14 protein-coding genes are annotated in these 13,094 nt (G+C 31.6%); 10 read left to right on the forward strand and 4 right to left on the reverse strand.

The annotated features are described in order from the left end of the window. Positions 1 to 56 precede the first annotated feature (56 nt). A complete protein-coding gene (locus tag BM549_RS13930; protein ID WP_290470827.1) occupies positions 57 to 500 on the reverse strand; it encodes a LexA family transcriptional regulator in 444 nt (147 codons plus the stop codon). A 90-nt stretch (positions 501 to 590) separates the two neighbouring features. Here BM549_RS13930 and BM549_RS13935 point away from each other — a divergent pair, with 90 nt between their 5' ends. From BM549_RS13935 to bioA, 4 genes are read left to right on the forward strand one after another with little or no spacing between them, the layout of a single operon-like run. Then, positions 591 to 1,718, forward strand: coding sequence for a pyridoxal phosphate-dependent aminotransferase family protein (locus BM549_RS13935; protein WP_290470828.1), 1,128 nt, complete (start codon positions 591 to 593; stop codon positions 1,716 to 1,718). A 37-nt stretch (positions 1,719 to 1,755) separates the two neighbouring features. Continuing rightward, positions 1,756 to 2,169: a DUF2007 domain-containing protein gene (locus tag BM549_RS13940; RefSeq protein WP_290470829.1), complete on the forward strand. Its 414-nt coding sequence runs from the start codon at positions 1,756 to 1,758 to the stop codon at positions 2,167 to 2,169. Positions 2,170 to 2,194: 25 nt separating this feature from the next. Beyond that, positions 2,195 to 2,818: a dethiobiotin synthase gene (gene bioD, locus BM549_RS13945; RefSeq protein ID WP_290470830.1), complete on the forward strand. Its 624-nt coding sequence runs from the start codon at positions 2,195 to 2,197 to the stop codon at positions 2,816 to 2,818. Positions 2,819 to 2,840: 22 nt separating this feature from the next. After that, the gene (gene bioA / locus BM549_RS13950) at positions 2,841 to 4,106 is read left to right on the forward strand and encodes an adenosylmethionine--8-amino-7-oxononanoate transaminase (RefSeq protein WP_290470831.1); all 1,266 of its coding nucleotides are present in this window, start codon (positions 2,841 to 2,843) and stop codon (positions 4,104 to 4,106) included. Here the strand turns inward: bioA and BM549_RS13955 are convergent. Continuing rightward, entirely contained in the window at positions 4,092 to 4,526 is a 435-nt protein-coding gene (locus tag BM549_RS13955) for a cytochrome c oxidase assembly factor Coa1 family protein (RefSeq protein ID WP_290470832.1), read from the reverse strand. The two genes, bioA and BM549_RS13955, sit on opposite strands and share 15 nt — an antisense overlap. A gap of 124 nt (positions 4,527 to 4,650) precedes the next feature. Here BM549_RS13955 and BM549_RS13960 point away from each other — a divergent pair, with 124 nt between their 5' ends. The 5 genes from BM549_RS13960 to BM549_RS13980 all read left to right on the forward strand — a co-directional run bounded on the left by BM549_RS13960 (position 4,651) and on the right by BM549_RS13980 (position 9,334). Beyond that, positions 4,651 to 5,790, forward strand: a complete 1,140-nt coding sequence (locus tag BM549_RS13960; RefSeq protein WP_290470833.1) for a beta-ketoacyl synthase N-terminal-like domain-containing protein — start codon at positions 4,651 to 4,653, stop codon at positions 5,788 to 5,790. A 28-nt stretch (positions 5,791 to 5,818) separates the two neighbouring features. Then, the gene (locus BM549_RS13965; RefSeq protein WP_290470834.1) at positions 5,819 to 6,781 is read left to right on the forward strand and encodes an alpha/beta hydrolase; all 963 of its coding nucleotides are present in this window, start codon (positions 5,819 to 5,821) and stop codon (positions 6,779 to 6,781) included. A gap of 39 nt (positions 6,782 to 6,820) precedes the next feature. Further along, positions 6,821 to 7,915 carry a biotin synthase BioB gene (gene bioB / locus BM549_RS13970; protein ID WP_290470835.1) on the forward strand — a complete coding sequence of 365 codons (1,095 nt, stop codon included), beginning with the start codon at positions 6,821 to 6,823 and terminating at the stop codon, positions 7,913 to 7,915. A 72-nt stretch (positions 7,916 to 7,987) separates the two neighbouring features. Continuing rightward, positions 7,988 to 8,842, forward strand: coding sequence for a cupin-like domain-containing protein (locus BM549_RS13975; protein ID WP_290470836.1), 855 nt, complete (start codon positions 7,988 to 7,990; stop codon positions 8,840 to 8,842). Between the two features lie 3 nt (positions 8,843 to 8,845). Next, positions 8,846 to 9,334, forward strand: coding sequence for a DUF6646 family protein (locus BM549_RS13980; RefSeq protein ID WP_290470837.1), 489 nt, complete (start codon positions 8,846 to 8,848; stop codon positions 9,332 to 9,334). Positions 9,335 to 9,392: 58 nt separating this feature from the next. On the opposite strand, the gene BM549_RS13985 is transcribed toward BM549_RS13980, so the two are convergent. Beyond that, entirely contained in the window at positions 9,393 to 9,869 is a 477-nt protein-coding gene (locus BM549_RS13985; protein ID WP_290470838.1) for a regulatory protein RecX, read from the reverse strand. Between the two features lie 356 nt (positions 9,870 to 10,225). Beyond that, the gene (locus tag BM549_RS14025; protein ID WP_365336912.1) at positions 10,226 to 10,351 is read right to left on the reverse strand and encodes a hypothetical protein; all 126 of its coding nucleotides are present in this window, start codon (positions 10,349 to 10,351) and stop codon (positions 10,226 to 10,228) included. Between the two features lie 103 nt (positions 10,352 to 10,454). On the opposite strand from BM549_RS14025, the gene BM549_RS13990 reads away from it, so the two are divergent. After that, on the forward strand, positions 10,455 to 13,094 hold a 2,640-nt coding region (locus BM549_RS13990; protein ID WP_367112925.1), incomplete at its 3' end, for a lamin tail domain-containing protein.

Raw genomic sequence — 13,094 nt, forward strand, 5'->3', positions numbered from 1 at the left:
AACTCTATTTTATAAAAAAACGCGAAGCTAAGCTTCGCGTTTTTTTATATTTTTATTTATACTTTTTTTATAACATTTGTTACTATTCCCCAAATTAAAAAGTTATTATCCTCGGTTATATTTATAATTGGGTAATTAGGATTTTCTGGTTGCAACCAAGTTTCATCTTTAGTAACCCGTAAACGTTTCACAGTAAACTCACCATCCAAAAAACATACGGCAATTTTATTATTTTCTGGTTCTAGACTTCTATCAATAACTAATAAATCATTATCATCTAGTCCTGCTCCTATCATAGATTGACCACTAACTCTTGCATAAAATGTAGTTTCTTTATTTTTAACAAGCTCTTCATCTAACGATAATCGTTCTTGGCTAAAATCTTCTGTAGGAGAAGGAAAACCAGCAGAAATACCTGTATCAAATAATTGTGCTGCAGAATCTTCAATTGGTTCTGGAATATATAATGTTAAACTAGAAGTTTTATGTAAAATTCTCATAACTAAAAACTAGGTTTTGTAATTTGTTTAAAGATACGGAAGTTTTACTTTTTTTATTTAAAAATAAATAGCTATTTGTACCTTTGATTTGTGATACCTGAAAAATTAAAAATAAAAATAGATAAACGTAAAGAGGAAAACGCATTACGAAGTTTGGGCGAACCTAACAAATTAGTAGATTTTTCTTCTAATGACTATTTAGGGTTTTCAAAAAATAAAACTATATTTAAAAACACTTATAAGTATTTAAATAATTATAACATTTCACAAAACGGCGCTACAGGTTCCCGTTTACTATCTGGAAATTACGAATTATATACCGTAGTAGAAAAACAACTTTGCGAAATATACAATAGCGAGGCTGCATTAATATTTAATTCTGGTTATAATGCGAATCTTGGTTTCTTCTCTTCTGTACCTCAAAAAGGAGATTATATATTTTATGATGAATATAGTCATGCTTCTATTCGAGATGGTATATCTATGAGTAACGCTAAAGCTTATAAGTTTAAACATAATAATTTAAACGATTTAAAAGCAAAATTACTTCGAATAAAACCATTAAATAATAACGAAATTTATATTGTTACAGAGTCTGTATTTTCAATGGATGGAGATACACCAGACTTAATGTTATTATCTAAAATTAGCCAAACACATAATGCCCATATAATTATAGATGAAGCACATGCTATAGGTGTATTAGGAGAAAAAGCTTTAGGCTTAACACAACACATTAAACCTTTTGCTAAAATTATAACCTTTGGCAAGGCAATGGGATGCCATGGAGCTGCTATATTATGCAGTATAAGTTTAAAAGAATTTTTAATAAATTTTTCTAGACCCTTTATTTACACTACCGCAATGCCACCGCATAGTTTAGCAACCATACTATCTGCTTCTACTATACTTTTAAAAGCAAAAGAAATAGAAACGTTAAAGCAAAACATAATCTTTTTTAAATCAGAAATTAAAAGGCTAAACCTTGAAAGTAAATTTATAGAAAGTGAGTCTGCAATACATTGTTGTATAATTTCAGGAAATAAAAATGTAAAACTTGTAGCAAAAGCGCTTCAGGAAAAAAACTATAATGTAAAACCCATTTTATCCCCTACAGTAAAAAAAGGAGAAGAAAGACTTCGTTTTTGTATTCATAGTTATAATACTCAAGGCGAGATAACAGAAGTCTTGCAATTGTTAGCTAACTTTGCAACTTAGTTTATACTAAATTAATTCCCACAAATGTGAGAATAAAATGAGCAACAAATTTAAAACCATAGCTAGATTTCAATATTCTACAGAAGCCCAAATAATAAAAGGCAGAATAGAAGCTGAAGGCATTCAAGTTTTTTTAAGTGATAATTTTACTATAGAAACAGATCCATTGGTAAGTAACGCTATTGGTGGAATTAAAATGAAAGTACTAAGTCAAGATGCATTAAAAGCACAACATATTTTAGAGTCTATTAGTAAATACTCTTTAGATGATGAAGGTAACGCTATTAATTGCCCAAATTGCAACAGTGAGAAAATTGAGTTGTTTTCTACTATTACAAACTTCAAATCCTTTTTTGCATTTATCTTTGGCTTTATAATGGGCACTTTACCTTTTCATGCAAAACATAAATATAAGTGTGAAAACTGTAAAACCGAATTTGATTTAAAATAGTCGCTTGTTTTAAAACAATAAAATCATGAAAAACAAAATATACTTTGTAACAGGAATCTCTACCGAGGTTGGAAAAACAATAGCATCTGCAATTATAACCGAAGCATTAGAAGCAGATTACTGGAAACCTATTCAAGCAGGAGAATTAGATAATAGTGACACAAAAAAAGTAGAAAACTATATCACAAACAAAACATCGCAATTTCACGATAACAGCTATGCTTTAAAGTCTCCAATGAGCCCGCATGCAGCAGCAGAAATTGATAATATAACTATAGATTTAAAAAAAATAATTGCTCCCAAAACAAAAAATAATTTAGTAATTGAAGGTGCTGGCGGATTATTAGTACCATTAAATAATACTAATACTATAGTAAATCTTATAAAACCTAACTATAAAGTAATTGTAGTTTCTAGACATTATTTAGGCAGCATAAACCATACTTTACTAACCATAAACCTTTTAAAAGAAAAAGGGTTTGATGTTTCTATTTTATTTAGCGGAAACGAACATAAAACGACAGAAGATATTATTACTAAAATGACTAATGTACCAATAATAGGAAGAATAAATGAAGAGCCTTATTTTGATAAAAATGTGATTAAAGAATATGCCGAAACATTAAAACCACAACTATTAAAACTATAGTTAAAATCAACATTAGCAAATTATGAGTATCAAACAAAGAGACAAAAACCACATTTGGCATCCATTAACTCAACACAAATTACATCCAGAAACTATGGCTATTACAAAAGCTAAAGACTGCATGCTATACGATGAAGATGGAAACGAATATATAGACGCTATTGCCTCTTGGTACTCTAGTATGTACGGACATTGTAATGATTTTGTTACCAGTCGCGTTTATAAACAAATGCAGCAATTAGATCACGTTGTATTTGCTGGCTTCACACATGAACCAGCAGTAAAACTATCTGAAGAGTTAATTAAAATTCTACCAGAAAATCAAGAAAAAATATTTTTTGGAGACAATGGTTCTACTAGTGTAGAAATAGGAATTAAAATGGCATTACAATACCATTTTAATAAAGGAAACAAACGCAATACTTTAATTGCTTTTCAAGAAAGTTTTCATGGTGATACCTTTGGTGCTATGAGTGTTTCTGGGTTATCTGTATACAACGGTCCTTTTGAAGATTTCTTTTTAGATGTTAAACGCATTCCAACACCAAATGGAAAGAACCACGAACAAATATTAGAAACTCTAAAAGAAATTGTAAAAAACAATGCTGTCGCTGGTTTTATATACGAACCTTTAGTACAAGGTGCTGCTGCAATGAAAATGCATGATCCTAAAGGTCTAGATCAAATTTTAAAGTTCTGTAAAGAAAATAATATTGTAACTGTAGCAGATGAAGTTATGACTGGATTTGGTAAAACAGGTAGCAACTTTGCTTCAGATTTTATGGAAACAAAACCAGATGTAATTTGTATGAGTAAAGCATTAACAGCTGGTTTAGTACCAATGTCTATTACAGCATGTACTCAAAAAATTTACAATGCTTTCTATAGCGATGATATAGGCAAAGGTTTATTTCATTGCCATACCTATTCTGCAAATCCTATTGCTTGCGCAGCTGCTTTAGCTGGTTTAGAGTTGCTACAATCTGTAGAAATACAAAATAATATTTCAAGAATTACAGCTAAACATAAAGCATTTGGAGAGCATATTAAAACACATAGTAAAGTAAAATCTATTAGACAACAAGGTATTATTTTTGCTTTAGATCTAAATGTAGAAATGGAACGTTATGGCGATTTACGTTATAAACTATTTAACTTTTTTATGGCAAATGGTGTGTTTTTAAGACCGCTTGGAGAAACAATTTACATTCAGGCACCATACACTATTACTAATGTACAATTAGATAAAATTTATACTGTAATAGAAAATGCTTTAGAAATCGTTTAAACTAGGTTCATCATCCCGTAAATCTATAAGGTCTCTTTCGCCATCAATTTTTACATAAATTTCGTAATAAGCCCATTCGTCATTTATTTTTTCGGCTTCAACAATTATTTCACTTTCGTCATTTGGTCCTTTAATTGGTATGGTTAATTCTGCAGTACTCGTTCCGTTTTTATAACTATAACTTGTGCTTCCTAAACCATTTTTTTCAATAGGCTCTCCTAGTAAAGCAATTACTCTTTCGTTCTCTACTGCTTTATTATAAGCATGAACATAAGGCTCAGAACCTGTTACTGCATCAGAAACTTTATAAATAAGTCCTGCAATACCAATACCAAACAAAATTATTACACCTAAGCAACCACCACCAAGCAACCAACCCCAATTTCTTCTTGCCCAACTTTTTTGTCTTATTGTTTCCATAATTACTTTTAATTAATGTATTAAATATAGGTATTCAATTTCTATTATATGTTACACATATTATACTAAATCGAATAGGAGTTAAAACCGATAAGGCTTATTTTTGCAAGAAAATTAAGTTTTTGTGCTAAAACCAATTTCTATAACTGCAATTTCTTCTTATTCTCCTCTCGGAAAAACCTCTGAAGAAGTCTGGAATAATTATAAAACAAATAACCATTGTATAACTTTACAAGATGGTCATTTAGTTTCTGCTTTATCTAAAAATTTAAAAGCAGAAATATTAGAGCTTCGTGCTTCAGACCAAAAATACAAGTCTTTAGACGACTCTGTTTTATTCGGAATCTTTTCAGCAAGAAAAGCCTCAGAAGCTGCCCAATGGGATAAAAATAATAATTTTGGTATAAACATTGGTTCATCAAGAGGAGCTACCAAATTATTTGAAAATTATCATGAAGATTTTTTAAAGAGAAATAAAACCGAAACCTTAAGTTCTCCAACTACAACCTTAGGAAACATTTCATCTTGGATTGCTCACGATTTACAAACTAAAGGTCCAGAAATATCACATTCTATAACCTGCTCTACCGCTTTACATGCCATGCTAAACGGTGTCGCTTGGTTACAATCTGGCTTAACATCTAAGTTTTTAGTTGGCGGTAGCGAAGCTCCTTTAACAGCATTTACAATAGCGCAAATGCAAGCTTTAAAAATCTATGCCAGAAACAATGTGGCCTATCCTTGTCAAGCATTAGACTTACAAAAAAAGCAAAACACCATGATTTTGGGCGAAGGTGCAGCAATGGCTTGTTTAGAATCTGGAATTAAAGAAAATGCACTAGCAACAGTTAAAGGTATTGGTTACGCTACAGAGGTTTTAAAACACAACGCATCACTATCTACAAATGCAGATTGTTTTCAAGACTCTATGGCAATGGCTCTAGGCGATTTAAATCCAGATGAAATAGATGTAATCGTTACACACACACCAGGAACAATTAAAGGCGATGCTGCAGAGGTTAATGCAATAAATAAAGTATTTAAAAACAAAGTACCAGCATTAACTAATAATAAATGGAAAATTGGGCATACACTTGGTGCATCTGGGCTATTAAGTCTTGAAATGGCTGTTTTAATGTTAGTAAATCAAGAATTTATAGCTGTTCCATATTTAGACACTCAAAAACCTAAAAGACTCAAAAATGTTTTGGTAAATGCCGTTGGATTTGGTGGTAATGCTGTAAGTATATTAATCTCAAAATAATTATATTTACAATTAATCCATTTTAATTATGCATTCAATTTTAAAATTTCTTTGTGTATCACTTTTCTTTATTACATCTTGTAATAATGCTCAACAAGATTCTAAAATATTCGAGAAATTTGAATCTAAGTTTTATAATATTGATGGTTATAAAATTAATGTAGAAACTAAAGGTACTGGTGATCCAATATTCTTTTTACCAGGTGGACCAGGAAACTCGCATGACTATATGCAAGGCAATTTTGGGCATTATTATAAATCTAATACAGTGGTTTTTTTCGATTGGTTGGGCCGTGGAAAAAGTGATAATGCTAAAGACCCTAAAGAATACTCTGTAGAAGCAGATGTAGAATTAATAGAAAAATTAAGAATAGTATTAAAATTCGATAAAATCTCTTTAGTAGGACATAGTTATGGTACTGTACCAGCACAAGCCTATGCTATTAAATATAAAGAAAATGTCAAAAAAATGGTTTTAATAAATGGTTTCCATAGCGGCGCTATGTGGCAAGCCAATTGCGACAGTTATAACCACTATGCAAAAACACATTTTCCAGAAAAATGGAAAAAAGTAGACTCTTTACGTGCATTAGGTTATGTTTCAAGTGATCCAGAGTTTATGAAAGTTTACGGTAGCTTCCCTACCAAATATATTTATTATCACAATACAAGTTTAAAACAAAATACGCCTAATACTAAACATAAAAGCTGGGATAATGCTGTTTATGTTTCTATAATAGGAAAAGATGGTGATTTTGATGTGTCTGGAAGTATGATTACACAAGACTATAGAAAAGATTTAAAAACCATAAAAGCTAAAACACTAGTTATAGCAGGACGATATGATGGTGTATCAACTCCAGAATTTGCTGTTCAATACAAAAAATTTATGCCACAAGCACAATTTGAAATGTTTGAAAATAGTGGCCACAACCCATATTTAGAAGAACCAAAAAAATTTTACCGCATTTTTGATGCTTTTATAAAATAGAAATAAACTATTTTTGAAACCTGAAACAGATACGATTTTATGAGCGAGATTAAACACAACTGGACAACAGAACAAATATTAGAGATCTATAACAAACCATTAATGGAGTTACTTTACGAAGCTGCAACAGTGCATCGTTTACACCATGATCCAAATACCGTTCAAGTAAGTACTTTATTATCTATAAAAACGGGTGGTTGCCCAGAAGATTGTGGGTATTGCCCACAAGCAGCAAGATATCATACAGATATTGAAGGCAACGATTTAATGTCTGTTCAACAAGTAAAAGCACAAGCATTACGTGCAAAATCATCTGGAAGTTCTCGAGTATGTATGGGAGCTGCATGGCGTAATGTAAAAGATGGCGAAGAGTTTGACCAAGTTTTAGAAATGGTACGTACCATTAACAAACTAGATATGGAAGTTTGTTGTACACTTGGTATGATAACAGAAAACCAAGCACAACGTTTAGCAGAAGCTGGTTTATATGCTTATAACCACAACTTAGATTCGTCTGAAGATTATTATAAAGAAGTAATTTCTACTCGTGGTTTTGAAGACCGTTTAGAAACTATCGATAACGTTCGTAAAACAAATGTAACGGTTTGCTCTGGTGGTATTATTGGAATGGGAGAAGCCATAGAAGATAGAGCAGGAATGTTAGTAGCATTAGCCACGCTAAATCCACAACCAGAATCTGTACCAATTAATGCACTTGTTGCTGTAGAAGGAACGCCTTTAGCAGAAGAAAAACCAGTTGCTATTTGGGACATGATTAGAATGGTAGCAACAACAAGAATTGTTATGCCAGAAACCCAAGTACGTTTAAGTGCTGGTAGAACAGAAATGAGTCGCGAAGGTCAAGCCATGTGTTTCTTTGCTGGAGCAAATTCTATTTTTGCTGGAGACAAACTATTAACAACTCCAAATCCAGATGTTAATGAAGACATGAAAATGTTTGAAATGTTAGGTTTAAACCCACAAAAACCATTTATAAAAAAAATGCAGCCTGAAACTATAGAAGCATCAGAATCTAAATTTGAAGCTTTAGGTGAAAAGCCAAAATGGTCAAGACCAGACCATAAAATTGAGCGTAATGAAGAGGCTAAACAAAAAGCAAAAGCATCAAAATAGTTAAAGTATTCATATAAGATTTTCAATTTAATTACGTTTTCTTAACTTTGACGACTAATTATTTTGCTTTTTTTGAAACTAAATCTTCAACATATTCCTCGAGTAAAGACAATTACAAAAGAGGATTTTTTAAAACTTTATTATAAACCTCAAAAACCAGTGGTTATTGAGCGTTTTATTGAAGATTGGCCTGCCTATACAAAATGGAATTTAGAATACATTAAAGAAATTGCTGGCGAAAAAATTGTACCTCTATATGACGACAGACCTGTAGATTACAAAGATGGTTTTAATGAACCTCACGCAAAAATGAAAATGCGAGAGTATATAGATTTGTTGAAAAAAGAACCAACTAAATTTAGAATTTTTCTTTGGAATATTTTAAAAGAAGTACCAGAACTTCAAAAAGATTTTAAATTTCCAGATTTTGGTTTACGCTTAATGAAAGGGTTACCAATGCTGTTTTTTGGAGGCACAAACTCTCATACGTTTATGCATTATGATATTGATTTAGCTAACATATTTCATTTTCATTTTGAAGGCAAAAAACAATGTATTTTATTCGATCAAAATCAAAATAAGCATTTATATAAAATCCCTCATTCGTTAATAGTTAGAGAAGATATTGATTTTTCTAATCCAGACTTTAAAAAATGGCCAGCATTGCAAAATGCAAAAGGTTGGGAGTGTGAGCTAAACCATGGTGAAGTTTTATATATGCCAGAAGGATATTGGCATTATATGCGTTATATAACACCTGGTTTTTCAATGAGCCTTAGAGCCATTGCAAGAAACCCTAAAAATTTAGGAAAAGCTATATATAATATTACAATAATGCGTAGTTTTGACAACGTTATGAGACGCTTAAAAGGCCAAAAATGGATTGACTGGAAAAACAAAAAAGCAATTACTAATACAAACACATAAAAAATGAAAAAAATATTACTTTTAATTACACTAGTCTCAACTGTTGCTAGTTTTGGTCAAGCCTATAGCGGTAAAGGAGACCAAAAACTATCTGTTGGAGCTAATTTACAAGATAACGCAACAGGTATTAATTTAAACTACGATTATGGTTTAGGCGAAAATATTTCTGTAGGAATTGCTACTGCTTATGCTTTAAATACAGATATTAGTTCGGCAAGTTTTGGAGACCGTTTTGACATTAAAGCAAGATTTAATGCAAATCTAGGAAACGTTTTAAACGTAAGTGATAATTTTGATATTTATCCTGGTTTAAGTCTTGGGCTTAAAAACTTTGGTGGTCATCTTGGAGCACGTTATTTTTTCTCTTCAGGATTTGGTATTTATGCAGAAATAGGAACACCTTTAGCTAAATACGAAAGTGACACCCTTACATTAGATCAAAAAATTCACAACCAATTTGTTGGAAATATAGGAGCAGTTTTTAATTTATAATTAAAAATTTAAGTTTAAAAAAGCCGTTAGTTTTAATAAATTAACGGCTTTTTTAATTTTAGTTTATTAATTTATTTACTTTATCGTATACCAAATGCGACTCCCAACCTCTATATAACAAGTAATCAATAAGTTTCTTTTTTTTCTTTAGTTTATTGGTTTCAAGTATTGAATTAGCTTTTTTTTCGGCTAAATCATTGAAAACACCGATATACTCATCCTCAGAAATTTCTGCAAACGCAGCATTTATATTAAATTTGGATATGTCTTTTTTCTTTAATTCTAAAGCTAAACGACGACGCCCCCATTTTTTTATATTGAACTTACCACGTACAAATGTTTTGGCAAAACGTTCTTCATTAAGAAAGTTATGCTTTAAAAGATGAACAATTATAATATCTGCAACCTCAGGTATCATATTCATACTTTTTAATTTTTGTCTCACTTCGTGATGACATCTTTCTTGATAAGCACAATAGTGTTCCAACTTTTTAGTTGCTTCATCTACTGTAAACGTTTTATTGTTTTTAAACATATGTCAAAAATACGCTATTAAAATAAACATCAAAAAAAAGTCCCTCTTATGAAAAAATGTTACTCGCTATTAATAACATGCTTCGTAATTTTTAATTACGCATATGCACAAACCACAATTTACAACGAAGATTTTTCAGGTCAATTAAACAAAGGAGCTTCATATAATAATACAACCGGAACCACAGATATTGACTTATCTGGAGTAAACTGGACCATAGATGTATCTTCAACAACATTCGACAATGGAGATAGGTTTAAAGTTGTAAACGGAAATAGATTTCTTGAGGCCCGAGATCTAGACGGACAAGCGATATGGTATTCTCCATCAATAAATATTAGTTCTTTTACAGATATTCAGTTTTCTTTAGACGCTACAGAAAGTTCTCCTGCTGGCGATAACCTTGAAGATGCAGATACCTTTATTACAGAATTTCGTATAGATGGTGGCGCATGGACACAAGCAGGAAATAATGGTTTTATACAAAATGATTATACTAACACCGTAGTATCTCACAACACATTATTAAATGGTAACACTTTAGAGTTAAGAGTTTTAATTACAAATGATGGAAATGGTGAGCGCATGCGTATTGACAATGTTTTAGTACAAGGTATAGCGCCAATAACTCCAACAATAACTATTAATCCAAATACTAACACTATTCCTGCATTAAGTGTTGTTGAAAACAATGTGTCATTAACCGAGGAAACATTCTCTGTTCAAGGTTCATCTTTAACAAATGATATAATTATTACTGCTCCTGCAGAATTTGTTATTTCAGAAAATGCAAATGGCCCTTATTTAAATACTATTACCTTAACACAAACTGGCGGAACAATAAATCCAACAACTATATATACAAAACTAGCCTTTGGTTTAACTCCAAATACTTATAGTAATACAATTACTGTTTCTAGTACTGGAGCTACAAACGAATTAGTTTCAGGTTCTGGAACTGTAATAGCACATACACCTGCCGCAAACTGTGGAGAATTATTAATTTCTGAATATCATGAAGCTGCAGCTGGAACAGCAAATGAACAATATATAGAATTATACAATCCTACAAATACTGCTATAGATTTATCAAACTATCAAATAGCAAGATTTATAAATGGAAGAGTTAATTATAATCCAGCAATTAGAACAATTCCTGCTGCACAAGGTTTTATTGCTCCATATTCAACATTTTTAATAGCCAGAAACAACTCTGAATTATGTAACAACGGTATTGCTGATTACTGTACAGGAAGCGGTGCATTAAATTTTGATGGAAACGATGTTATCGCGCTTCAAAATAGCAATGGTGTAAATATAGATGTTGTAGGCGTATTAAATGTAAACAACAACTTTGGCCAAAACGTAAATCTAGTAAGAAACTCTAATGTTCAAACACCAACACCAACATATAATATTACAGACTGGTCTTCAAATCCATCAAACAGTATTACTCTTTTAGGCTCTCATGTAAGTGATTGTGAATGTTCAACAACAGTTACTTGGGATGGTACATCATGGACTCCATTTGCACCAGACAGCAGTACAGCAGTAATTTTAACTGGAGATTATAATGCCAGTATGTTAACACCTGGTTTTACGGCTTGTAGTTTATCTGTTAACACAGGAGTAACATTAACTGTTGAGAATGATTATACCGTAGAAGTAAAAAATAATGTTACAAATAGTGGAACTATAATTGTTCAAACTAATGGTTCATTTGTTCAAAACAATGACTCTGCAATATTTCAAAATACAGGAGGAACCTCAAGCGTTTCAAAACTAAGTGCCTTTGCTAGTGATTGGTTAGAATACACCTATTGGAGTTCACCCGTTTCTGGAGAAACTATAGGTAATGCGCTTTCTCCTTCAAGTCCAAATAGAAGGTTTGGATTTAATGCTGAGAATTTTGAAGACAACTATGCCGAAACAAATAATAATAATCCTGTAATAGATATGCAAGATGATGAGGACGATAATGGTAATGTATGGCAATTAATGAATGCTGCCGATACTATGATACCAGGAACGGGTTATGCGGCAACTTTATCTACAACAGCATTTTCTCCGCCTCCTGGTGGTGGTCCAGCGCCTCCAGTTAGGATTAATCATGAATTTATTGGCGAATTAAATAATGGCGTCATACCAGTAACCATATATAGAAATGATAACATAAATACAATTACTAGTGTAAGCGGAGATAAAAACTGGAATTTAATAGGAAATCCGTATGCTAGTGCTATTTCTATTCCTGAGTTTTTTGCAGAGAATATGTATAGTTCAAGTAACACAACTGGAACTATTGATGGCGTAATTTATTATTGGTCACATGAAAACCCACCTTTAAATTCTAACAATGGTAACTCTCAAAATAACTTTAGCCAGTCTGATTATGTTATGGTTAACGAGTTAGGAGGAACTATTGCTGGCGACCATAATGGTGATGGTGTTATTGACGCTAACGATACACCAGATGAATTTATACCATCTGGACAAGGCTTTTTTGTTACTTATAATGATTTAGCTCCAGGAACCGCATCGGCTACAACATCGTTAGATAGTGGTGCTATAATAATGGAAAATGAGGTTACTTTTAGAAATGCTATGCGTGTAAGTGGTAACAATGATTTATTTTATAGAAACGCTAACCAACCTATTGAAACTAATAAATTATGGCTTAATTTAACTACAGATACTGGTGTGTTTAGCCAATTATTAGTTGGTTATAAACAAGGCGCAACTAATGCACTAGATGGAGCTAATTTTGATGCCATAAGAAATAGATCTACAGGAAATCAAACCTTCTTTTATTCAATTATAGAAAACAGTAACCTTAATTATGCCATTCAAGGTAAAGCGCCAGAGAGTTTAACTATAGATGAAGTTATCCCACTAGGTATTTATACATCTATTACTAATCCTGCAACTTTTACTATTTCTATATCTCATTTTGAAGGTGATTTTTTAAATAATAATACTATTTATTTGAAAGATAATTATACGAGCGTTATTCATGATTTAAGTGCTTCAAATTATAATTTTACCACAACAAATGGTGAATTTAGAGATCGTTTTGAAGTTGTATTTAATGCAAATAGTCTTGCTGTTGAAGCGTTCTCTACTAACGAAACTAATTTAACTATTGTAGAATTACAAGATGATAACGTTCAATTCTCTTTAAGCGGAAATAGTAATTTAAAAATAGAAGCGGTTAGAATTATTGAT

It is taken from the genome of Lacinutrix sp. MedPE-SW, assembly GCF_001874145.1.
Lineage (GTDB): Bacteria > Bacteroidota > Bacteroidia > Flavobacteriales > Flavobacteriaceae > Lacinutrix.